We start from the raw sequence: 22,842 nt of genomic DNA, 5'->3' as shown, positions 1-22,842 counted from the left end.
GCGAACGGTGGAATTGCTTCAGAGCCTGCCATAGGCCGCGCGTCCATTGTTGAAATCATCGACGAGAGGGGAGAACTTGTGGCTCCCCTCTTCGTGCATGATGAGGGGCGCACGCAGCGAAAGCCGTGCCCGTGAGCCCTTGATCGCCGTCACCAGGATGCGGACGGCGTTTTCTCCTTCACGCGGATGAACGGCAGTGATCTCGATGCCGCCGAAGCGTCTGCCGCAGGCGTCGATGATCTCGGCGATCGATTGCGGCCTTGCGATCAGCGACAGTTGTCCGCCCGGTATCATGATGGCCCCAGCCGTTCGGATCCAGCTTTCGAACAGGTCATCCGTCATGGCGTGGGCTTCGGCCTTCAGCGCATCCGGCGTCCTGCGGTCGCCGGCATCGTTGAACGGCGGGTTCATAATAACGTGATCGAAGCTTTCGTCGATGAGACCTGCGTCGTTTCGCGCCCTGGCCGTCAGCGTGACATCGGCCTCGACGACCGAGACGCGCCCCGCCATAGGGGCATTGCCAGGCAGTTCGATGCTGCGGCGGGCGTAGTCAGCCATCTCCGCCGATCGCTCGAAAAGTACGACCTCGGCCTTTGCAAGGCGCGAGGCGACAGCAAGGCCGGCTGCACCCGCTCCGGCACCGAGATCGGCCACCTTGATCGCGCGATCATCGGCAATAAGAGCGGCGAGCAGCATGGCGTCCATGCCGGCACGATGGCCCCTGCCCTTCGGCTGAACGATATGAAAAAGGCCGCGATGAAAGGCGTCTATCGTGTCAGTCACCGCCTGCGTCATCTTTCACTTCCGCTCGCGCAATTCGCCGCCGAGACCCGCATCGGTGAGGATGCGCCTGGCCTGATCGGCCATCGTCTCGTCAACCAGGAGGCGGCGCGGCAGCATGCCGAGCGATCCCTCGAGCACGCTCATTCCCTGATCGGCAATGAAGCACGCAATTCCCGCATCCTTCATAAGGCTCTCGGCAAAAGAGAGCAGAACGGGATCGTTTGCGCGGATAAGCTCATGCATTTGCCGTTATTTTCCCTTCCGAATTTGCTGGCAGCGACAATTCACCCCTTGCCGCCTCCATCGGCCCTTTCTATTGTCAAAGGCAACGAATGAACAGGAGTCCGGGTCGTTGGGCGTGGTCATACCGCTTGAAGAAAACAAAAACAAACTGGCTTCCATCAAGCCGCTGGTGGACCTCACCAAGGCTGACATGGAGCGGGTGAATCAGCTTATCCTTTCCAAGGCCGGCTCCGATGTCCAGATGATTCCGGAGGTGGCGAACCATCTCATCTCCTCGGGCGGCAAGCGCCTGCGGCCGATGCTGACGCTCGCTGCAGCCTCGCTTTTCGGCTACAGGGGCGAGAATCACATCAAGCTCGCGACATCAGTCGAGTTCATGCATACGGCAACGCTGCTGCATGACGACGTGGTGGACGAAAGCGACCTGCGCCGCGGCAAGTCGACCGCGCGTACGATCTGGGGCAACCAGGCAAGCGTTCTCGTTGGCGACTTCCTGCTCGGCCAGGCCTTCCGTATGATGGTCGAAGTCGGCTCGCTGGAAGCGCTGGACGTGCTTTCGTCGGCTGCCTGCGTCATCGCCGAGGGCGAAGTGCTGCAGCTTTCGGTCGCAAAGAACATGGAAACGACCGAGGATGACTACCTCTCGGTCATTCGCGCCAAGACGGCAGCCCTCTTTGCGGCTGCCGCCGAAGTCGGCCCGATCGTTGCCGAGACCAATAAGTCCAACCGCAACGCGCTGAAATCCTACGGCATGAATCTCGGCCTCGCTTTCCAGCTGGTTGACGACGCGCTGGACTACGGTGGCAAGGCTGCCGATCTCGGCAAGAATGTCGGCGACGATTTCCGCGAAGGCAAGATCACGCTTCCGGTCATTCTCGCCTATCGCCGCGGCACGCAAGACGAGCGCGCCTTCTGGCGCGATGCCATCGAAGGCGGCAACAGCAGCGATGCCAATCTGGAAAAGGCGCTTGGCCTGATCACCAAATACGGCACGCTCAACGACACGATCCAGCGGGCCGTGCACTACGGCACGATCGCACGGGATGCGCTGGCACCGCTGCCGGACAGCCCCTGGAAATCGGCCCTGATAGAAGTCATCGATTTCTGCATCGAGCGCGTGAACTGAGGCGTGCCTCGACGAGAAGCATGACTTTGCCGCAAGGCCGCCGTACGCTTTGGCGCGGCGGGCTTTAATCAAACGTCCTTGAACGTGGGCTGAATTTCTTGCAGGGCCGCTTCAAAAAAGCCATCCTGTTGTGAATCAGTGTTTGCAACTGATTTTGCGGTCGGCACGTTGTTCCGGCCGTCCCTGAAGAAAGGTTTTCTAATGCGGCAGAGATTTGTCACCCGTCTCCTTTCGAGCGCAGCCCTCGCGGCAGTGCTTTCGCTCGGCGGGATCGGCGGCGTGAACGCCGAAGACGCGGCCAAGGCGGATGATGCCGGCAAGACCGTGACCTTCGATCCGGACAGCGTTACCACGTTCTCGGGCGCGTTTCTCGCTGCCCGCACGGCCGATGTGGACCACGACTATCCGACGGCGATCGAGCTCTACAAGAAAGCCTTGCAGATCGAACCGGGCAACCCGGAAATCCGCCAGCGCCTGATGATCTCGCTGCTGTTGAACGGCGACATCAAGGACGGCGTGAAATATGCGAACGACCTGAAGGGTGACCCGACCGTCGAGCGTATCACCACGATCGTGCGCGGCATGGATGCGATGCGCCGCGGCGAGTTCAAATCTGCAGAATCGATCCTGAAATATGACGGGCCGAACGATCTCGACCGCATGATGAACGACCTGCTGCTGGCCTGGGCGCGCGTCGGCGCCGGCCGCGGCAAGGAAGGGCTTGCGATGGTCGAGAAGATGAAGGGCCCGGATTGGGTCCGCATCTTCCAGAACTACAATGCGGGTGCTATCGCGATCGTCAACGGCGACGTCAAATCCGCCCGCCAGCATCTCAATGATGCCGTACTGGACAAGGAAGGCGGCGCAACTGCGCCCGACACCTTCATGCGCGCCATCATGGCACTCGCACGCCTCGAAGCTTCGCAGGGCAACAAGCAGAAGGCGCTCGACGCTGTCTCGGTCGGCGACAACCTGCTGCCGAACTATACTCCGCTGAACGCACTGCGCGACAGCATTGAAAAGGGCGAGAAGCAGGAACAGCAAGTCAAGAGTGCAGAAGAAGGTGCAGCCGGCGTGCTGTTTTCAGTCGGCGGCGCGCTGAACCGCGACGGTGCCGAAGATATCGTCTCGCTCTATCTGCAGACGGCCAATGCGCTCGATCCGAACAGCGCCGACACGCTGGTTCTGCTCGGCGGCATTGCCGAAAAGCAGGAACAGATGGACCGGGCCATTGCGCTTTACCAGAAGGTGCCGGCGAATTCGCCGATGCGCCGCATTTCCGAACTGCAGCTGGGCCTCGCGCTCGCGCAGGGCGGCAAAGTGGATGAAGCCCGCAAGCACCTGCAGGCGCTGATCGCTTCAGACCCGAAGGATGTCAGAAGCTATCTCGCCTATGGCAGCGTGCTTTCCGACGCCAAGGATTATCAGGCGATGGCCGATAATTACGACAAGGCTGTCGAGGTGATCGGGCCGCTGCCTGGCCGCGCAGACTGGAGCGTCTTCTTCCAGCGTGGCATCGCTTATGAGCGGCTGAAGAAGTGGGACCAGGCGGAACCTAACTTCCGCAAGGCGCTCGACCTCAACCCGAACCAGCCGCAGGTTCTGAACTATCTCGGCTATTCCTGGATCGATATGAACCGCAACCTCGACGAGGGCCTTGAGATGATCAAGAAGGCCGTCGAGCTCCGTCCTGACGACGGCTACATCATCGATTCGCTCGGCTGGGCCTATTTCCGCCTCAGCCGTTACAACGATGCCGTCGACGAATTGGAACGTGCAGCGCAGATCAAGGCTGGCGACGCGACAATCAACGACCATCTCGGCGACGCCTACTGGCGCGTGGGCCGCAAGCTGGAAGCTGTCTATCAGTGGAACCGGGCACTCGCCTCCGAACCCGAGGAAGCCCAGATCCCGAAGATCAAGGATAAGGTCGCAAACGGCTTGCCGGCGCAGGACGATGATGCCAAGGCGGCCGACAAGAAGCAGCCTGACCCGCCGCCGGCGACGCCGCCGCCGGTCGACAAGAAATCCTGAGGCCGCATGCCTGAAACGGGCATGCTGCTTTCCGGGCTCGGCGATTTCGCCGTTGCTGAAGATGCCTGCGCAAAAATCAATCTTGCCCTCCATGTGACGGGCCAGAGGGCCGACGGCTATCACCTTCTTGAAATGCTGGTGACATTTACGCGCCACGGCGATCGGTTGGGTTTTGCCCCAGCCGATGCCGATGACTTCACGCTTTCCGGCCAGTTCGCCGACGTGCTTGCCGATGACCCCGGCACCAATCTGGTGTTGAAGGCCCGCGACCTGCTGCGGGAAGCGGCGGGTGGTGCTCCGCCTGTGCGCATCCATCTGGAGAAGAACCTGCCGATCGCTTCCGGCATCGGTGGCGGGTCTGCCGATGCAGCAGCGACTCTGCGCGGACTTATGCGCCTGTGGGACGTGCCGCTTCCGACAGAAACCATTGCTGCGCTTGCGCTGACGCTTGGAGCCGACGTGCCGATGTGCCTGAAAAGCACGCCGCTGATTGCACGCGGCATCGGCGAACAGATAGAGGCGGCCGATGCCCTGCCCTCCTTCGCTGTGGTGCTCGCCAATCCGCTGAAAGGCGTTTCCACGCCCGAGATCTTCCGGCGGCTTGTCATCAAGAATAATCCTCGCCTGGTCCTGAAAAGGTCGTCGCACTGGATGGAAGCCATACGAGCGACACGCAATGATCTTGAGCCGCCGGCGCGGGAGCTGGTTCCCGAAATTGCAGAGATTTCTGGCATGCTCGCTGCAGAAGGCGCGCTTTTCACCCGCATGTCCGGCTCTGGTGCGACCTGCTTCGGCATTTTCGAGACGCCCGTTGCCGCGCTGCGTGCCGCCGAGCGTCTTCACGCCGCGCGCCCGGACTGGTATTTCCAGGCGACGGAGACTTTCGCGGGAGGCGCGTGATGGCAGGCCTGGACGAAAAACGACCTTTTATTCCGCTCGGCATAGCGGTTCTGACTGTTTCGGATACGCGTACGCCGGCCGATGACAAATCCGGCGACACGCTGGCGGCACGAATTGCGGAAGCCGGACATCAGCTGATCGACCGCGATATCGTTCCCGACGACCGCGAGAGGATCACCGCCCGCGTGCGTGCCTGGACGGAAGCCAAGGAAATCGACGTCGTCATCACCACGGGCGGGACCGGTTTTACCGGCCGTGACGTGACGCCCGATGCGCTGGAACCGCTCTTCGAAAAGCGGATGGATGGATTTTCGGCCGTGTTCCACCGGATTTCCTACGACAAGATCGGAACGTCGACGATCCAGTCGCGCGCTACGGCAGGTGTTGCCAACGCCACCTTCATCTTTGTGCTGCCGGGCTCGCCCGGCGCCTGCAAGGATGCCTGGGACGGTATATTGAAGGCGCAGCTCGACTACCGGCAGATGCCCTGCAATTTCGTGGAGATCATGCCCCGGCTCGACGAACATCTGAAGCGCGGCGCGACGAAATAGACCGGCTGCGACAGCGATGTCCTCTATGTTGCCAGACCCGGCAGGGCGGGCATCGTTTCCCAGCTGTCGCCTGACAACAGCACGCAGCTTATGCCATGAACATCCGTGACGAGGAGCGTCCAGGTGCCGCTTTCGGCGGCATAGACCTCGAGAATGGCGTTCTGATTGATCAACCCGACTGCAGTGAGCTTTTCACCAAAGTTGCTGTCCAGAAATTTGACGATCTCGGATCGGCCTGCGCAACTGCGCATCATCTGCGATGCTGCCGGATGCGGATGCGCGATCAGCGATGCCGTCAGTATGGCGGCCAGCAGGCCGTGGACCATATTGCGTAGCATGACGCACCTCCTTTCGCCGGAAGCCCGGCAGAAGAGGAGATTTTCGTTGACCTGCTCTGCCGCTCACCGGCATCTCATGGCCATCCGTTACGAAGCGAGGCGCTTCGGCGGCGCCATACTCTAATTATAGCGCAAAATTCGATTGGGCGCCATTTTTGCGCAATGTCGCGGAAATGTCGTAGCTACCGCGCGGCACGGGCGACCCAGGAGGGAATCAATTCGCTGGAAAGCTGACGCGGCTTCTGTGCCTTGACGAATTCGGTCAAGCGCATGCCGCTCTTTGCCGCTGAAATGGCGAGCTTCTTCGGCATGAGCAGGCCGAGTTCGAGCGGCGGCCTTGAACGACCGACGCGCTGGAAGAAGGGACGTCGATAGCCGCGCGAGGCAGTGAAGCGCGCAGGGACTTTGTTCAAGGCGACATATTCCGAAACTTCATCGATCCAGCCCGCCTGAGGTCTTGCGCCCGGCTCGACGAAAAGCAGCCATTCGCCACGGGCCGATCGGATGATGTCCTTGATATCCCACTGCGAATGGAACCGGCAGCCGGCAGCGTCCGCCACCCGCGAGGTGCCATCGCGGGAGCCGTGATCAAGCACGACCACGTCGCTGACGAGGCCTTCTACGGCGCCCGCCACCAATACCGATAGGGTCTGGGCCAGCTCAGGTTCCTGATCCTGGCATTCAAGAACAACAGTCAACATTGCCTGTTTATAGAGCGCCGCACAAAATTTTGCCAGCGCGACTTTCCTCATTTTGTTCTTGCAATGTTCTCTTTTTGCCGATAGGAATATAATCATCAAAACGAGCGAAATCGAACGTTTTTTCGCCGCTGGAGAATCCTATGAGACCACAGTCCCTTGCAGGACAGGCCGCATTTGCGCCTGCCAATAAGGCAGATATTGCCGACGCGATGATCGCGGCCTCGGGGCTGCGCGTCGAAGTCGACCGGCGACGCGGCCGCGGTGCGGGGCTGAACCCCACCGGCCGCTTCGAGCCGACACAGCGCGAGGCCTTCGATGACGGCTGGCAGACGCTCGAGGAACTGCCCCCCTTCAAGACGGATGTCCAAATCGAGAAGCCACGCACGGCGATTACCCGCAACGAGTCGCCCGATCTTTCCTTCGACAGGTCGATCAATCCCTATCGAGGCTGCGAGCATGGCTGCATCTACTGCTTTGCCCGGCCGACCCATGCCTATATGGGCCTGTCGGCGGGACTGGATTTCGAAAGCAAGCTCTTCGCCAAGCCGGACGCACCGAAGCTCCTGGAGCGCGAGCTTGCCAAACCCGGCTACAAGGTCCGCGTCATCGCGATCGGCACCAATACCGATCCCTACCAGCCGATCGAAAAGGAATGGCGCATCATGCGGCAGATCCTCGAAGTGCTGAACAAGGCGAACCACCCCGTTGCGATCGTCACCAAGTCGGCGATGATCCTGCGCGATCTCGATATCCTCACGGAGATGGCGGCAAAGAACATCGTGCGCGTCGGCATTTCGGTCACGACGCTCGACCGCAAGCTTGCGCGCCTGATGGAGCCCCGAGCTTCGACGCCGACGCGCAGGCTGGAGGCGATCCGCGGGCTTTCCGAGGCCGGTGTGCGTACGTCCGTGATGGCCGCGCCAATCATCCCCGCGCTCAACGATCATGAGCTGGAACGCATTCTCGATGCCGCCAAAACGGCAGGAGCGGAAGAAGCAAGTTATGTATTGCTGCGGCTGCCATTGGAAGTAAGCCCCCTGTTCCGCGACTGGCTGCTGCAGAACTATCCTGACCGCTACCGTCATGTCATGTCGCTGGTACGTTCGATGCGTGGGGGCAAGGATTATGACGCGGAGTTCGGCAAGCGCATGAAAGGCGCCGGACCCTACGCGTGGCAGATCGCCCGACGCTTCGAGATGGCGGCGAAGCGGCTGGAATTGACCCGTCGAAGCCTTGCCTTGCGCGACGATCTCTTCGTGCCGCCGAATGGAAGCGGCGTGCAACTTTCGTTGCTGTGACTTGATATTTTCGTGCAATTCCGAAAACGCAAAACCCCGATGCACTTTTGCTGGAATTGCTTTGTTTGTTTACGCAATTCCGGACGTAAAGCTGCGACGCACTGTTGCTGGAATTGCTGATGAGCTTGCGTAAGGCGTGAAGAAGACCTGCCCTGCGTCTTCTGTCTTGCGCAATTCCTGCGGATGGCCCTGACCGCACCATCTGCCGGACCGCCCCCGGCCGTCGCCGCCCTGATCCGGGGGCTTGCAGGAAATCGGGTTGGCGTGCGAGGTTCAACCGCATGAAACGTCGCACGTCACCCGATTCTCCTCTGCTCTTTGAAGAGGTCCCCCTCGTGCCGGATTTCCGGCTGGAGCTGAAGGCTCGCAAGGCCGGCCACTGGCCCGTCGCGGGCGCCGATGAGGCCGGACGCGGGCCACTGGCGGGCCCTGTCGTTGCTGCAGCCGTGATCCTCGATCCCAAGCGCATTCCTGAAGGTCTCAACGATTCCAAACAGCTTTCGGCGCAGAAGCGCGAGGAGCTGTTCGTCCAAATTCTTGCGACCGCCACGGTTTCCATCGCCTCTTCCAGCTCCACCCGCATCGACGAAACCGATATCCGCAAGGCAAGCCTCGACGCGATGCGCCGCGCGATCTGCGGCCTTTCCGTACCGGCAAGTTATGTGCTGACGGATGGGCTGGATGTGCCAGTTGGGCTCGACTGCCCCGGGCAGGCTGTGGTGAAGGGCGACGCCCGATCCGTTTCGATCGCCGCCGCGTCCATCGTGGCGAAGGTGACGCGCGACCGGATGATGGCGCGCGCGCATCTTGTGTTTCCCGAATATGGTTTTGCCGCCCATGCGGGATATGGCACCGCGCAGCATCGCTCCGGTATCGAGAAGCATGGGCCGTGCTCGCTGCACCGGATGACCTTCCGGCCGCTGCGCAAGGATGGCGTAGAGATTGAAGCGAACGGCGAGATGCTCGGCGAGTAGCCGCGGTCGTGACTCGCATCTCAGTACCGCTCGGTAGTTCGAGACCGCCATCGCCGGCATGCGCATCACGCCAGACAACCGACACAGATAAAACAAAAAGCCCCGCCGAAGCGGGGCTTTTCCAATTCTATCGAGCTGCGGCTCAGTTCAGGCGGGTCTTCACTTCGCCGACGGCCTGACCGAAGAGTTCGGACTGAACCTTGCCATCGGCCTGTTTGCCGATAACGGCTTCGGCGGCTGCGATGGCGAGATCGACTGCGGCAGAGCGAACGGCCTTCATCGCATCGACTTCGGCCTGCTTGATCTTCTGCTCGGAAAGAGCCGTGCGGTTGGCGACGAATTCTTCCGTCTTCTTCTTGGCTTCAGCGGTCAGCATTTCGGCTTCGCGCTCGGCAGCCGCCACGATGTGGGCAGCTTCGGCTTCAGCTTCCTTGCGCTTGCGCTGATATTCGGCGAGCAGGTGCTGGGCTTCCTCGCGCAGACGCTTGGCTTCTGCCAGCTCGTTGCGGATCTGATCGGCACGGTCGTCCAGCGACTTTGCCATCATGCCCGGAACCTTCAGGTAAACCATCAGGGCCAGGAAGATGACGAGGCCGACAAGGGCGAAGAAAGTTGCATCAAGAGCAAATTCCATCGATCAAGCCTCCTTCTCGGCTGCTGCGACGGCAGCGGCAACGTCAGTCTTGGCAGCGGAGCCGCCGATAAGCTGTTCAACCACAGCAGACGCGGTTTCCTCGGCGATGGCGCCGACATCGGCGAAAGCCTTTGCCTTCACATCGGCGATGCGGGCCTCGGCAGCCTTCAGCTTTTCGGTCAGGCTTGCCTCAACGGCGCGGCGGTCTTCCTCGGCCTTGACCTTGGCGGCATCACGAGCAGCAGTGCCGATCGAATTCGCCTTGGTGCGGGCAGCGGCAAGTTCGCCTTCATAGGTTGCGACGGCGGCGTCGGCTTCAGCCTTCAGGCGGCCGGCCTCCTCGACATCCTGCGAAATGCGGTTGTGACGCTGCTCGATGATGGCGCCGATGCGCGGTGCGATGACCTTTTGCATGAGCAGGTAGAAAATGACAAACGTGATCACCAGCCACAGAAGCTGGGATGCATAGGTCGACGAATCGAAAGGCGGGAAAGGCCCACGCGCGTGCTCGCCTTCGGCGACGCCGGTCTCGGTATGAACCTCGCCGGCAGCCGGAGCGGCATGCGCATCCGTCGCGGTTCCCGCCGGTGCCTCTTCAGCGTAGGCCGGGGTCACAAAGTACATGCTCACCTCCAGGTGTACTGCAAATGCAAAGGATCACGGCTCGCTGTTCGCAGGCCGTGATCCATCAATCCACCGATATTAGACGGCGAAGAGCAGAAGGAGAGCAACGAGCAGCGAGAAGATGCCCAGAGCTTCCGTAACGGCGAAGCCGAATACCAGACGGCCGAACTGGCTGTCAGCTGCAGACGGATTGCGCAGAGCGCCGGAGAGGTAGCTGCCGAAGATATTGCCGAGGCCGAGAGCCGTACCGGCCATACCAAAGCAAGCCAGGCCTGCACCGATGAACTTTGCTGCTTCCGCTTCCATGTTGAACTCCTTTGAAATGGTTGTTGCGGCGAATGACTGACGCCCTTTGACGTCGATGTCGTTATCCTTAGTGCCCGCCCGGATGGATCGCGTCATTGAGGTACATGCAAGTCAGTACCGCAAAGACGTAAGCCTGGAGGAAGGCGACGAGGAACTCGAGACCGGTCAGGGCGACGGTCATGATGAGAGGAAGAACGGCTCCGCCGACACCGACTGCACCGAGGGCTCCAAGCGAGGCGACGAAGCCTGCGAACACCTTCAGCGTAATGTGACCAGCGAGCATGTTTGCGAAAAGACGAACCGACAACGAAATCGGACGGGACAGGAAGGAAATGATTTCGATCGAGACAACCAGCGGCAACAGAATGCCCGGCACGCCCGAGGGCACGAAGACATTAAAGAAGTGGAAGCCGTGCTTATAGAAGCCGTAGACGAGAACCGTGCCGATGACGAGGATCGCCAGCGCGAAAGTGACGATGATCTGGCTGGTAATCGTGAAGAAATACGGGAACATGCCGAGCAGGTTTGCCGTCAGTACGAACATAAAGAGCGAGAAGACCAGCGGGAAGAACTTCATCCCCTTGGTGCCCGCCCCTTCCTTCAGCATGCCGGCGATGAACTCATAGGACATTTCGGCAAGCGACTGCGAACGGCCGGGAATAATGGCGCGGCTCGTGGTCGAGAAGTAGAGGAAACCAGCAGCGACAGCAGCCGAAGCCACCATGAAGAGAGATGCGTTGGTGAACGAGAAATCAATCCCGCCGATCTCGATCGGCACAATCTTGAAGATCTGGAACTGATGAGTCGGATCGTTTGACACCGGTTGCTCTCTCTCTTTGATCCGCCGGAAGGCGAAAATTGCACTGGACCAGAACGGCCCTTATTTCTCAGGTGTTCTGCGATCCAGGGGTTGGGAAACCTTCCCCGCGGCGCGCAGTACATTCAGTACGCCGGCACAGAATCCAAGAAGCAGAAGAACAATCAGCCCCCAAGGCGTCGTGCCAACAAAATGGTCGAAGAGCCAGCCGAGTACAGCACCAACAACAATGGCGGAAATGAATTCACTCGAGAGCTTCATCGCCTGTGCATAACCTTTACGGCTCTGCTCGGCGCTGGCCTCCCGCGCTTCTTCCTTCCTGTCATCGACACGCTTGGAGGCGAGTTCCGCTTCCAGCTGCCGACGGCGCTGCTCAAGACTTTCTTCGCGGTCATCCGCCATCGTGCTCTCCTCCGCTCCCGTCGCCCGCAATCCCGCTACCCCGGTTTTCCGAACCACGGACGCAAAGGTTAAAGAACCTTCCGGCCCGTTCTGAAGTCGCGCGCAACATAGTTTTAGGGATTAGCATAGTCAAGGCGTAGACAGCCCGTGTCCAGCCATAAAATAACCGCAAAGAATCAAATATTTAAGCGGAATCTGGCCACCTGCGCCCGATTTCATCCAAAGAATCCGTCTTCGAACGGTGCCGGTCTGCGTAAAATCCGCAATCAGCAGCCCTTTTGCCTCAGCTCCAACCGCCGCCGTAAGTCCGGTAGAAGACATGCATGCCGATGCGGCCTACCTTTTCCATGGTTCTGGCCCAATCGGGCCGGACGTAGACGGCATGGTAATGCGTGGCCGAACCAACCTGCGGCAGCCAGATCTTGCCGGCGGTCACGGCCATGGCAACGTCGCGGGCAACGCGCCAGTGATATTGTGAATTCACGCGGTCCTTGATGTTGTCGCAGGCGAAGGAAAACTGGCAGCGGTTGCGCCAGTCCTCGTTCTGGTAGACGACGCCGCAAATGGTCTTCGGATAGGCCGGGTTACGGACGCGGTTGAGGATGACCTGCGCGACCGCCGCCTGCCCCTTCACGGATTCGCCGCGCGCTTCGAAATAGATGCCCGAAGCCAGGCACTGCTGCTCACTGGCGGAGAAGACGCTTGGCGGCAGGATGCTGGCGGCCCAGGCATGGTCCTTTGGACCGATCTGCGGCACGAAGCGGCCTTCATCCTTGTCGGTCAGGATCGAATCGAAGGGGGACTGACGGGAATAATCCGGTGCGGCAGGTGCATAGGCTGTCGCCAATACGTCGGCCTTGTTGCTGGTCACGAGGCTTGCCAGCATTTCCGGTACGGCAGTGTCCTGCTGTTGCACCGGCTGTGTCTTGTAGAAGGCAGTCGCGATCTCGATCTCCTTGCCCCTGATCGCCGGCTTGACGAAGGCGGACTTGTCCTTGAGATCGAAGACCGGGCGGAAAAGGAGTTTCGTGCGCTCTAAGATGGACCCGGCGGAGAAATCCTTCGGCGGCTGCACTCTTTCAACGGCAACGACGCGGCCCTTCTTGGCATTGCGATTGACGCGATCCTCGTCCGGGATGCCCTCGTTGCCTTTTTTGCCCGAAACGAAGGCGACCTTTCTGCCGTCCGGCAGCACCATGCCGGCGCCTGACGGGATCGAACCGGTGACCGCAGGATCGGCAAAGGCGAGTTCCGCCTGGTGAATGGAGCCTGCCGGCGAATTGGTCAGAACCATGCGCCAGCTTTCGCCATCATTATCGAGACCGGCGAGCATGGTGGCAAGATCGGCATGAGAAGCGACGCTCGGAAAGATCAGCCATCCGGCCACGCCGAAAATCGCGGGAGAGACCCAGTTCTGGGGCAAGAGACGCAGCTTGCTGCGAGAACGACCATTTCGACGCAACGCGGACTCCAGGCATGGGACGCAGGAACAGTCCCAAGAAAATCTCGCATTAACCTTGATAGCTGGTTAACGACCCGTGCCGGAATATGACCATGAGGATTCTTGCATATGCTAAAGCTCTTGGGATTTTAGGGGGATGGGTGTTCGACCCGGCGAAAAGTCCCCTCCCCGACCCCTCCACAGGGTGGGAAGGGCTTAACCCGGAGAGAGCGCCTTGCCGCTTTCGAAAGGCTGAACACGTCGAAAACGTCCGCGGCAGCTTAAGCCCCTCCCCCTTGTGGGGAGGGGTTTGGGGCGGGGTCTTTGCAAGCTCATGAAAGAGCGCCGGCGCTGGATAAAGAGAGCGACGAAACCGCCCTCTCGACCCCATCAAATTATGACGTGCGAGCCCAGTTCCACCACACGGTTGGCCGGCAGGCGGAAATAGTCGGAGGGATTGGCGGCAGCGTTGGCGAGCGCGATGTAGAGGCGGTCCTGCCAGTAGGGCATGCCGGACTTCGCATCAGGCACCAGCTTGCGGCGGCCGAGATAGAAGGAGGTCGTCATGATGTCGAACTTCAGGCCGGTCTTGCGCAAGGCCGCCAGCGCCTGGGAGACATTCTGTGATTCCATGAAGCCGAAGAGCAGTTCCACGCGCGAAAAGCGTTCGGATATCTGCTCGACCTTGTAGCGCTCCTGCGGCGAGACGCGCGGCTTGTTGACCGTGCGGATCGTCAGGATGACGTTGCGATCATGGAGCACATGATTGTGCTTGAGATTGTGCAGCAATGCGGCGGGTGCCGAGTCCGGATCGCTGGTCAGGAAGATTGCGGTGCCCGGAACATGGGCCGGCGAATGCTCGCTCTTGCGCTCGATGGAGCTTACGAAAGAGGCAAGCGGAATATCCGTATGGCGGGTCTTTTCCGTCAGGATCGCCGTGCCGCGACGCCAGGTCCACATGATGACGGTGAAGGCCGTGGCAATCATGATCGGAATGTAACCGCCGTCATGAATCTTCAGAAGGTTGGCGCCGAAGAAGATCAGCTCGAGAATGACCAGCGGCAGCAGCGCGATGATGGCAACAGGAAGCGACCAGTTCCAGCGGGCGCGGACGAATTCGAAGGCCATGATCGAGGTGACGACCATCGCGCCGGTGACAGAGATGCCGTAGGCGGTGGCCAGTGCATCCGAAGTCTTGAAGCCGAGCACGAGGAAGATAACGCCGAAGAACAGCACCGCGTTGACCGAAGGCACGAAGATCTGCCCGGTATTGGTCTCGGACGTGAAGAGGATTTCCATGCGCGGCAGGAAGCCGAGGTTGATGCCCTGGCGCACGAGCGAGAAGGCACCGGTGATGACGGCCTGGCTGGCGATGATGGTGGCGGCAGTCGCAAGGATGACGACCGGCAGCAGCGCCCATTGCGGGTACATAAGGTAGAAGGGATCGGACATCGTCATCGGATTGCCGAGAACGAGCGCGCCCTGCCCCAGATAATTCAGCGTCAACGACGGGAAAACCAGCAGGAACCAGGCCCACTGGATCGGGCGACGACCGAAATGGCCGAGGTCCGCGTAAAGCGCTTCCGCACCGGTGACGGTCAGGAAGACGGCGCCAAGGACCACAATGCCGTAGAAGCCCTCATGCAGCAGGAAGCTGACGGCATAATAGGGGTTGAAGGCGGCGAGAATGCCGTAATCGTCCGAAATATGGGCAATGCCGGCGGCGGCCATAACCAGGAACCAGAGCGCCGTGATCGGGCCGAAGAAGCGTGCGACCGCGCCCGTGCCGTGAGATTGCACGACGAAAAGAAGCGCCAGGATCGCCACCGATATCGGCACGATATATTCCGACAGCCGCGGCGTGACCAGCTTGATGCCTTCGACCGCCGACAGGACTGACAGTGCCGGCGTGATCATGGCGTCGCCAAGGAAGAGTGCCGCACCCATCAGGCCGAGCAGCATGAGCAGCGCAGTGTGGCCATTGGCGGTCTTCATCAGGAGGGCCAGCAGCGACAGCGTGCCGCCTTCGCCGTCGTTGTCGGCGCGCAGCAGGAAGAGCACGTATTTGATGGTGACGATGATGGTCAGCGCCCAGATCATCAGTGAAATAAGGCTGATGACCTCGAAACGGGTGAGACCATCGTGAGCGACGGGCTTCAGCGCTTCGCGAAACGCGTAAAGCGGGCTCGTGCCGATATCCCCGTAAACGACACCTACGGAGCCTAGCGCAAGATAAAAGAGCTTGCGCGGCGTAAGGTCGCGTTCTTGAGAATGGCTTTCTTCAGACATGAAGCAATTACAGGCTCCTCAGAGCCAGCCTTTCCAGCGGAAAAAGAAGAAGGGAACGACGGCGGAGATCACCATGAGGCCGAGCGAGTAAGGATAACCCGCAGCCAGGTGCAATTCCGGCATGTATTCGAAATTCATGCCATAGATGGAGGCGACCAGCGTCGGCGGCAAGAACACGACCGAAGCAATGGAAAAAATCTTGATGATGGCATTCTGCTCGATGTTGATGAGGCCAAGCGAGGCGTCGAGCAGGAAGGTGATGTTGCCGGCGACGAAGGACGCGTGCTCCGAAAGGGACTGGATGTCGCGCGAGATCGTTCGGCAGAGTTCCTTGGTCTCCTGATCGTGCTGCACGACCGGGATCGTATAGAAGAAGGTGAGAAGGCGCGAGAGCGAACCGAGACTGTCGCGCAGCTTGCTGATCATCCGGTGATGGCCGGCAATGTCCTTCAGCTTTTCTTCCAGATAGTTCGAAGGCTTACGCACCTTCTTGGCGCGATCACCGAAGACGTGGACGGAGAGGATGTCCAGGCGGGACACCGACATTTCCAGAACTTCGGCGGTGCGATCGACAATCGTTTCCAGGAGCTTGGCAAGCAGAGCGCCGCCGCTGCGCCACTGCTCGGGTATGCGGTGCAGGGCGGCGATAAAGAGGGCGAAGGATTTCGGATGGGCGTAGCGTATGGTCACCAGCTTGTCGCCGGCAAGGATGAAGGCGACATCCGTCAGGGTGGGTGCTTCCGTTTCCGCTTTCCAGATCAGCGAAGCGGTCATGTATACGGCATTGCCTTCGACGTAGAGGCGGGCTGACGGCTCAATCGCCCTGAGGTCGTCCCGGGTCGGCACTTCGATGCCAAGGATCTTTTCGACATGCAGTTCTTCCTCGCGAGTCGGCTCGATCATGTCGATCCATACCATATCCGCCGGTAATTCCGGAGGATTGGCAAGATCACGGATCTCGACCGACTTGCAGTTGGAACAGTATGCTGTGATCACAGCCCGCATCTCCGGCGCCAGCGGCGCCCAACCGGTGTAACCATTTTTGTCGAAAGCCCTACCATGCCGTTGCGGGCGCGATGGCGCCTAGACGCACTCGCCATCGACCGAGACGGAAGGGGATAAAGAACGTTCATACAGCTCCGGTCATATCCGGCCTTTTCGGCCGGGTCGCTCCACCGCATCGCAGTCACCAATCCGTCGATCGACAAGCCAACTCCGAACATGCAGAGAGGCCGGAAACTTCATAAAGCAGCGGCCATACAGAGCATTTGCAGACGCGCCATCATGACGCCGGCGCGCATATGAAGCAAAGCCAGGAAATAATCAAGACATGTTACGTGAACTGCGCCGTTTCATCTCATTTCGCCCACAATTCGGGGTGATCGGCGCGTGATTCGTTTTTATTCGAATACGATCGCAGGCGCCTCACGCTGCGGCTTCTCGCCGACCTGCTCCCAGACCTTAGCAGCGATGGCGCGATAGATACCGGCGACGATGCCGTTCGGATCTGAGGCGACGAGCGGCGTTCCGGCATCGGACGTCTCGCGGATATTCATCGTCAGCGGCACTTCGCCGAGGAAGGGCACGCCAATGCGCTCAGCCTCCCTGCGGGCGCCGCCATGGCCGAAGATATCATAGCGAGTGCCGGTATCGGGCGCGACGAAATAGCTCATGTTCTCGACGATGCCGAGGACCGGCACTTCGACCTTGCGGAACATGTTGAGGCCCTTGCGGGCATCGATCAACGCGAGATCCTGCGGCGTTGAAACAATCACGGCGCCGGCGAGCGGCACCTGCTGGGCCATGGTGAGCTGGGCGTCGCCAGTGCCGGGCGGCATATCGACGACGAGAACATCGAGTTCGCCCCAGGCGACTTCACGCAGCATCTGCAGGAGAGCGGACTGAACCATCGGCCCGCGCCAGATCATTGCCGTTTCCTCATCGACGAGGAAACCCATGGACATGACCTTGAGGCCGTAATTTTCCATGGGATTGATGATGCGGCCGTCGATCTGGGTCGGCCGGCCGGAGATCTTCAGAAGCCGCGGCATGGAGGGGCCGTAGATATCGGCATCGAGAATGCCCACACGAAGACCATTGGCCTGCAGGCCGAGCGCCAGATTGACCGCCGTCGTCGACTTGCCAACGCCGCCCTTGCCCGATGCGACGGCAATGATGGCGCCGATGCCGGGAACGCCGATCTTGGCAGTGCGCGGCGGCTGTGGGGCATGGGCGTGGCCGTGATGGCTATGGTCAGCCTGCGCAGCGGGACGCGCAGCAGGCGCACTGGCGGCTGCCTTCTTATCTGCCGTCAGGGCCACGAGCGCACCCTTCACACCCGGCATTTCCTTGATGACACGCTCGGCAGCAAGCCGCAGCGGCTCCAGTTCCTTGGCACGTTCGGCAGGCACGGTGATGGAGAAATAGACCTTGCCATCGGAAATGAAGACGTCGGAAACCATGCCGAGTTCGACGATATTGTGCTCCAGATCCGGTCCGCGCACGGTCTTCAGCGTTTCCAGAACCTGTTCCTTGGTGACCTCGGTCATTCCGCCCTCACTGCTTCTACCTCTTCAGTAAATAGTGGAGGCTGACAGCTTCGCCAAACGAAATCGGGCAGCAGACATAACTTGCATCACGGATAGGCAATGCGTTCTCTCTCCGCTGCGGCCATCAAGTCCGCCGGGCTTTCGCCCTGATGGCCGCAACGGACTCCCCGAGAACCGACGCAATTCGAGGCGAACTAGCGCAAGCGGAGAAAAAGACCAGAAAAAATTTTAACGAAATCGTCCGTTTTCGGAACAGAGCAACAGGCGGTTGCCCAAACGCAACAACCACCGCCGATATCGGAACGCCGGGAGAAAAGCGGCGCGATATCAGACGGCGGCGTGTCGGTCGCGCCATTGAGCTGGCGCTGTTTCAAAGTCCCCTCTGGACCTCTGCCGATAACAATGCAGGAAGCGTGCCAAATGCTGAATTTGCGGAAAAGGATGGCAATCGTCAGTTCTGGCTCGCCTGTGAAGGGCCTGGCGCTCAGATATTGAGCAGCCTGGAGTCGACTGACGTAATTTTGGGCTGCAAGCCCTGCTAAACCGGCCTTACTAAATCAGGGCCTTACTTGATGAGGCCGATGCGCAGCGCCTTGGCGACAGCCTGCGTGCGGTTGACCGTATCCAGCTTCTTCGTTGCTCGGTTCAGGTAGTGATTGACCGTATGTTCCGAGAGATCGAGGATTTCGGCAATCTCCGCACTGGTCTTGCCGGCGGCGGTCCAGTTCAGGCAATCGATCTCGCGATCCGTCAGCGTGTCGGTTATGCGCGTATCGAGATTGCGGATTTCCGCCAGCCGATCGAAGACATGGATCGCGATATAGCTCAGTTCCCGCATCTCTACCGCGGTGAAGGGCTCGCGGTCACCGGCGAAAGAGACAGCACCCCGCGCACCTGATGGTTCGTGCGTCGGGAAATAGCCGCAGCGCACCATCTTGAAGCGTTCGAAAAGAGTCGCAACGATGCCTGCCTTGCCGTCATCGCGCGACCAGTTGGCGCGCGACGTGTCATGGAAGAACGGCAGCGTCGACGTTCGCAGCCGCCGCAGGACGGGGCTGTTCACCATCAGTCCTTCCTGATCGTAGATCGACAGCAATTCAGCGGGCCAGCTGGTGATGATCGTATTGGCCTGAAGGTCGAAGGAGGTAATCGGCGGCAGGTTCAAAACCATAAAGGCGCGGCTGCGATAGGCCTCCGTCACCCGCTTCATGAAGCGAAAAATGTCAAACTGGGTTTTTAGCCCGGCGACCTCCTGGACGTAGGCGTCTTCCACCGAAGTTTGCGGTAAACTTGCCATCAGATTTTTTCGCCTCCGAACCGGGCTTTGGGTAAACCGCTGGCAGCCTGTGTGGAAAAGAGGCAGGTACAGGGTGGGTTACACAACGCCCGTCAGATCAATAGGTTCAGCCTCGGCGTGCAGCGCGTTCGGCCGGTGAATTGTCGATGATTTCGCGGACGACCCCAGTTGGCGTGATTCGCCGTCAAATCTCAATAACACACACATCATAAGCATGCTATGTATCCGACGTCCAGCAATTGACTATGGTCAAGCCCGTTTCAACGCCTTGGCCCGAGGCGGATGCGCATTTCATCCATGATTTTCCGCGCCGTCACCTGAACCGGAACGGCCCATTCCTGGAGAAGTTCCATCGACAGGCGGTAAGCGGGACCGGTAACCGAGACCCCGCCGATGAAGGAGCGGTCGTCCGACCAGATCGGGGCCGCGACACAGCGGATGCCGGCCTCATGTTCCTCGCGATCGAAAGCATGACCGGCGGCAGCGATTTCGCCGATCTCCGCCAGCAGGCTCTCGGCATTCACATGCGTCGCCGAGGTAAAGCGGTTGAAATGCAGACCAGGCAGGAGTGCATCGATCTTCTCCGGCGGCAAAAGCGAAAGGGCGGCCTTGCCGACGCCGGTGCAGTAACAGGGCGAGGCATTGCCGATCTGTGAATACATGCGCACCGGCTGGTGCCCTTCGACCTTGTCGAGATAAATAATGGAGGAGCCGCGCAGCACGCCGAGATGGACGGTCTCGCCGGTCTCGCGGTGAAGGGCGGCGAGGTGCGGCGCGGCAATCAGGCGAAATTCGTTGCGCGCCCAGCTTCGTGAGGCGAAGTCGAGCAGCCGCAGACCCGGCGCGTAACGCCCTTCAGCATCGAGCTCGAGAAGCCCTTCTACGACGAGATGCCCGAGCTGCCGGTGCAGCGTACCGCGCGGCTGATCGGCACGTGCGAGAATATCGGTGAAGCGCAAGGGAGCGTCGGCATGGGTGACGAGATCAAGCAGCACCATGAGCTTGCCGAGCGTGCCGGTATCACGCGGCGCGCCCTTGTCATCTACATGCGCCATGCTGTCGCCGCTGGAGCTCATTGCCTTTACTACCCTTGACAGGAAAGCCAGCCTATTCGAATAATTCCATATAGTCAAATTAAGTTCCAAATAATGGAATTAGCGACATACGGGAGGAGAGACGGTGAGCGCTATGTCTGCACAATTTCCTGAATTCAGGGATCGCACGGTGCTGATCAGCGGCGGCGGCTCCGGGATCGGGGCCGCCCTCGTCGAGGGTTTCGCAAGACAGGGTGCAAAGGTTTCCTTCCTCGACATCGCCGAGGCGGAAAGCCGGGCACTGGCGGAGCGGCTTTCAAAAGAGAATGCGCACCCTGTCAACTTCTACCATACCGATCTGCGCGATATCGATGCGATCAGGCGCGCGGTCGACGCTGTCGTTGCAACATCCGGGCCGATCCGGGTACTTGTCAACAATGCGGCCTGGGACGACCGGCACGAATTCGATGATGTGACCGAGGACTATTGGGACAATAACCAGGCGGTCAATCTGCGCCATGTCTTCTTCACCTCACAGGCAGCAGCCGCGTCGATGCGGGCAGCCGGCGGCGGAGCGATCATCAACATGTCGTCGATTGCCTTCAAGCTGAACATGGGCGTCTTTCCTGCCTATGCCGCCGCCAAGGCGGCAGTCGTCGGCCTGACAAAGAGCATGGCCGGAAGGCTTGGCCCAGAGAATATACGCGTCAACTGCATTCTGCCAGGCATGGTGGTGACCGAGCGGCAGATGAAACTATGGCTGACGGAGGAAAGCATTGCCCGCTCCGTGCAGGAGCAATGCCTGAAGACCCCATTGAAGCCGGACGCGATCGTCGGTCCGGCTCTGTTTCTTGCATCCGACTGCGCAGCCGGCATGACCGCGCAGTCCCTTATCGTCGATGGAGGCGTTCTCTGATGGCAAATCCCGCTTATGTCGCGGTGGACTGGGGCACCAGCAGCTTCCGGCTCTGGCTTATCGATGCCGGTGGCGCCGTTCTCGCCGAGCGCCGCAGCGGCGAAGGCATGACGACCGCCGCCAAAACCGGCTTTTCCCAGGTTCTTGAAGGGCATCTCGCAGCCGTGGAAGCGCCTGATAACCTGCCGGTCATCGTCTGCGGTATGGCAGGCGCACGGCAGGGCTGGGTGGAGGCGGGTTATATCGACGTGCCCGCTTCGCTCGCTTCGATCCTGTCGGGCGCAGTTTCCGTGCCCGGCGAAAGCCGCGACGTGCGCATTCTGCCGGGCCTTGCACAGCGTGATGCGGCGACGCCGGATGTCATGCGCGGGGAGGAAACGCAGCTTCTCGGGGCACTCGGGCCTACGAGCCGCGGCACCCAGGCCGTCTGCATGCCGGGCACACATTCCAAATGGGTGCATGTCAGTGACGCCAAGGTCACCGGTTTTTCCACGTTCATGACGGGCGAACTTTTCGACGCCATTACCAAACATACGATCCTCATGCATGCGGTCGCCGGCGCCGAGGACCAGCCCGCCGATAACGCGGCCTTCGAGACGGCGGTTGCTGCCGCTTTCAAGCAGCCTGCCCTCGCGTCAAACCTGATTTTCACGGCCCGTTCCGGCCAGCTTCTGCACGGTATTTCAGCTGCCGCCGCCCAAGCCAAACTCTCCGGGACGCTGATCGGCCTCGAAATCGCCGGCGCGCTGCAGGACGCCGGCAAGGATACTCCCGTTACCCTCGTCGCGTCCGGACGCCTGCAGGCGCTCTACGAGCAGGCCTTCCATACGCTCTCCCTTTCCTTCACCGCCATCGACGCCGATGCCGCCGTTCGCGGCGGGCTTTCGGCCGCTGCCCAAGCCATCTGGCCGAATTGAGCCATCTCGGCGAACTGAGAAAGATATTCTGATGAACCGTGTCCCCTTCCCCAAGATGAAGCGTCCCCTGATTGCCATTCTGCGCGGCATCAAGCCCGAGGAAACCGAAGCCGTGGTCGGCGCGCTGATCGAAAATGGTCTGACGGCGATCGAGATCCCGCTGAATTCGCCGGAGCCATTCAAGTCCATTGAAATCGCCGCCAAGATGGCGCCGGCGGATGTGCTGATCGGCGCCGGCACCGTGCTGACGACAGAAGCCGTCGACAGCCTGCATGCCGCCGGCGGCAAACTGCTGGTCACACCGAATGTTGAGCCCGACGTCATCATCCGCGCCCGCGACTACGGCATGGTGACCATGCCGGGCGTCTTTACCCCGACTGAAGCGCTACAGGCGGCCCGCGCAGGTGCGACCGGCCTCAAGTTCTTCCCTGCAAGCGTTCTGGGGCCGTCCGGCATCACCGCAATCCGCGCCATCCTGCCGCCGGAATTGGTGATTGCTGCGGTCGGCGGCGTGTCGGACAAGAACTTTTCCGACTATACCAAAGCGGGCATTTTGGCTTTCGGTCTCGGCACCAGCATTTACAAGCCCGGAATGACCGATGCAGAGGTTGCCGAGCGCGCCAAGGCGACCATCTTAGCCTATGACGCAGCCATAGGAGCATAGTCAT

The 22,842-nt window shown here is 60.3% G+C and carries 25 protein-coding genes; 10 read left to right on the top strand and 15 right to left on the bottom strand.

From position 1 onward, the window contains the following. Positions 1 to 18: 18 nt before the first annotated feature. Positions 19 to 795, bottom strand: coding sequence for a methyltransferase (locus LVY75_13725; GenBank protein ID XAZ24273.1), 777 nt, complete (start codon positions 793 to 795; stop codon positions 19 to 21). Positions 796 to 798: 3 nt separating this feature from the next. Further along, positions 799 to 1,026, bottom strand: coding sequence for a DUF2007 domain-containing protein (locus LVY75_13720; GenBank protein XAZ24272.1), 228 nt, complete (start codon positions 1,024 to 1,026; stop codon positions 799 to 801). A gap of 109 nt (positions 1,027 to 1,135) precedes the next feature. Between LVY75_13720 and LVY75_13715 the strand changes: the two genes are divergently transcribed. From LVY75_13715 to moaB, 4 genes are all read left to right on the top strand, one after another. Then, complete coding sequence (locus LVY75_13715; GenBank protein XAZ24271.1) at positions 1,136 to 2,152, top strand: polyprenyl synthetase family protein; 1,017 nt, start codon at positions 1,136 to 1,138, stop codon at positions 2,150 to 2,152. A gap of 201 nt (positions 2,153 to 2,353) precedes the next feature. Continuing rightward, complete coding sequence (locus LVY75_13710; protein ID XAZ24270.1) at positions 2,354 to 4,186, top strand: tetratricopeptide repeat protein; 1,833 nt, start codon at positions 2,354 to 2,356, stop codon at positions 4,184 to 4,186. Positions 4,187 to 4,192: 6 nt separating this feature from the next. Next, positions 4,193 to 5,086, top strand: coding sequence for a 4-(cytidine 5'-diphospho)-2-C-methyl-D-erythritol kinase (locus LVY75_13705; GenBank protein XAZ24269.1), 894 nt, complete (start codon positions 4,193 to 4,195; stop codon positions 5,084 to 5,086). Next, positions 5,086 to 5,637, top strand: a complete 552-nt coding sequence (gene moaB, locus LVY75_13700) for a molybdenum cofactor biosynthesis protein B (protein ID XAZ24268.1) — start codon at positions 5,086 to 5,088, stop codon at positions 5,635 to 5,637. The genes LVY75_13705 and moaB overlap by 1 nt, the downstream gene beginning before the upstream one ends. Positions 5,638 to 5,660: 23 nt before the next feature. Here moaB and LVY75_13695 read toward each other — a convergent pair whose 3' ends face one another. Further along, positions 5,661 to 5,975, bottom strand: a complete 315-nt coding sequence (locus tag LVY75_13695; GenBank protein XAZ24267.1) for a hypothetical protein — start codon at positions 5,973 to 5,975, stop codon at positions 5,661 to 5,663. A 182-nt stretch (positions 5,976 to 6,157) separates the two neighbouring features. Continuing rightward, complete coding sequence (locus tag LVY75_13690) at positions 6,158 to 6,676, bottom strand: glycosyl transferase (protein XAZ24266.1); 519 nt, start codon at positions 6,674 to 6,676, stop codon at positions 6,158 to 6,160. Positions 6,677 to 6,816: 140 nt separating this feature from the next. On the opposite strand from LVY75_13690, the gene LVY75_13685 reads away from it, so the two are divergent. Both LVY75_13685 and LVY75_13680 read left to right on the top strand, forming a co-directional pair. Then, positions 6,817 to 7,974, top strand: a complete 1,158-nt coding sequence (locus LVY75_13685) for a PA0069 family radical SAM protein (protein XAZ24265.1) — start codon at positions 6,817 to 6,819, stop codon at positions 7,972 to 7,974. Between the two features lie 281 nt (positions 7,975 to 8,255). Continuing rightward, complete coding sequence (locus LVY75_13680; GenBank protein ID XAZ24264.1) at positions 8,256 to 8,948, top strand: ribonuclease HII; 693 nt, start codon at positions 8,256 to 8,258, stop codon at positions 8,946 to 8,948. 142 nt (positions 8,949 to 9,090) lie between these two features. On the opposite strand, the gene LVY75_13675 is transcribed toward LVY75_13680, so the two are convergent. The 9 genes from LVY75_13675 to LVY75_13635 form a co-directional block, all read right to left on the bottom strand. Then, on the bottom strand, positions 9,091 to 9,582 hold the full coding sequence (locus tag LVY75_13675; GenBank protein ID XAZ24263.1) for a F0F1 ATP synthase subunit B: 492 nt from the start codon (positions 9,580 to 9,582) through the stop codon (positions 9,091 to 9,093). A 3-nt stretch (positions 9,583 to 9,585) separates the two neighbouring features. Beyond that, entirely contained in the window at positions 9,586 to 10,206 is a 621-nt protein-coding gene (locus LVY75_13670; GenBank protein XAZ24262.1) for a F0F1 ATP synthase subunit B, read from the bottom strand. A 78-nt stretch (positions 10,207 to 10,284) separates the two neighbouring features. Then, entirely contained in the window at positions 10,285 to 10,512 is a 228-nt protein-coding gene (locus LVY75_13665) for a F0F1 ATP synthase subunit C (protein ID XAZ24261.1), read from the bottom strand. A 67-nt stretch (positions 10,513 to 10,579) separates the two neighbouring features. Further along, positions 10,580 to 11,332, bottom strand: a complete 753-nt coding sequence (locus LVY75_13660; protein XAZ24260.1) for a F0F1 ATP synthase subunit A — start codon at positions 11,330 to 11,332, stop codon at positions 10,580 to 10,582. A 60-nt stretch (positions 11,333 to 11,392) separates the two neighbouring features. After that, positions 11,393 to 11,731, bottom strand: coding sequence for an AtpZ/AtpI family protein (locus tag LVY75_13655; GenBank protein XAZ24259.1), 339 nt, complete (start codon positions 11,729 to 11,731; stop codon positions 11,393 to 11,395). Between the two features lie 283 nt (positions 11,732 to 12,014). Then, positions 12,015 to 13,193 carry a cell wall hydrolase gene (locus tag LVY75_13650; protein ID XAZ24258.1) on the bottom strand — a complete coding sequence of 393 codons (1,179 nt, stop codon included), beginning with the start codon at positions 13,191 to 13,193 and terminating at the stop codon, positions 12,015 to 12,017. 369 nt (positions 13,194 to 13,562) lie between these two features. Beyond that, on the bottom strand, positions 13,563 to 15,461 hold the full coding sequence (locus LVY75_13645; GenBank protein XAZ24257.1) for a potassium transporter Kup: 1,899 nt from the start codon (positions 15,459 to 15,461) through the stop codon (positions 13,563 to 13,565). An 18-nt stretch (positions 15,462 to 15,479) separates the two neighbouring features. After that, positions 15,480 to 16,457: a magnesium transporter CorA family protein gene (locus tag LVY75_13640; GenBank protein XAZ24256.1), complete on the bottom strand. Its 978-nt coding sequence runs from the start codon at positions 16,455 to 16,457 to the stop codon at positions 15,480 to 15,482. A 404-nt stretch (positions 16,458 to 16,861) separates the two neighbouring features. Continuing rightward, a complete protein-coding gene (locus LVY75_13635; GenBank protein ID XAZ24255.1) occupies positions 16,862 to 18,010 on the bottom strand; it encodes an Mrp/NBP35 family ATP-binding protein in 1,149 nt (382 codons plus the stop codon). Between the two features lie 149 nt (positions 18,011 to 18,159). Between LVY75_13635 and LVY75_13630 the strand changes: the two genes are divergently transcribed. Continuing rightward, on the top strand, positions 18,160 to 18,552 hold the full coding sequence (locus LVY75_13630; GenBank protein ID XAZ24254.1) for a hypothetical protein: 393 nt from the start codon (positions 18,160 to 18,162) through the stop codon (positions 18,550 to 18,552). 23 nt (positions 18,553 to 18,575) lie between these two features. Here LVY75_13630 and LVY75_13625 read toward each other — a convergent pair whose 3' ends face one another. Together LVY75_13625 and LVY75_13620 are read right to left on the bottom strand one after the other, a co-directional pair. After that, positions 18,576 to 19,307, bottom strand: a complete 732-nt coding sequence (locus LVY75_13625; protein XAZ24253.1) for a LuxR family transcriptional regulator — start codon at positions 19,305 to 19,307, stop codon at positions 18,576 to 18,578. 260 nt (positions 19,308 to 19,567) lie between these two features. Then, the gene (locus LVY75_13620; protein ID XAZ24252.1) at positions 19,568 to 20,383 is read right to left on the bottom strand and encodes an IclR family transcriptional regulator; all 816 of its coding nucleotides are present in this window, start codon (positions 20,381 to 20,383) and stop codon (positions 19,568 to 19,570) included. A 112-nt stretch (positions 20,384 to 20,495) separates the two neighbouring features. Between LVY75_13620 and LVY75_13615 the strand changes: the two genes are divergently transcribed. Genes LVY75_13615 through LVY75_13605 form a run of 3 tightly spaced genes read left to right on the top strand, consistent with a single transcriptional unit; the run spans position 20,496 to position 22,838 of the window. Continuing rightward, positions 20,496 to 21,257, top strand: a complete 762-nt coding sequence (locus LVY75_13615; protein XAZ25715.1) for an SDR family oxidoreductase — start codon at positions 20,496 to 20,498, stop codon at positions 21,255 to 21,257. Continuing rightward, positions 21,257 to 22,174 (top strand): 2-dehydro-3-deoxygalactonokinase, encoded by a 918-nt coding sequence (locus LVY75_13610; protein XAZ24251.1) that lies wholly within the window; start codon positions 21,257 to 21,259, stop codon positions 22,172 to 22,174. Before LVY75_13615 ends, LVY75_13610 begins: the two co-directional genes overlap by 1 nt. Before the next feature lie 31 nt (positions 22,175 to 22,205). Beyond that, positions 22,206 to 22,838, top strand: coding sequence for a 2-dehydro-3-deoxy-6-phosphogalactonate aldolase (locus LVY75_13605; GenBank protein ID XAZ24250.1), 633 nt, complete (start codon positions 22,206 to 22,208; stop codon positions 22,836 to 22,838). The last annotated feature ends 4 nt before the right edge of the window (positions 22,839 to 22,842 follow it).

It is taken from the genome of Sinorhizobium sp. B11 (genome assembly GCA_039725955.1).
In the GTDB taxonomy this organism is placed as follows: domain Bacteria; phylum Pseudomonadota; class Alphaproteobacteria; order Rhizobiales; family Rhizobiaceae; genus Rhizobium.
This window is presented reverse-complemented; position numbering and strand designations above follow the sequence as displayed.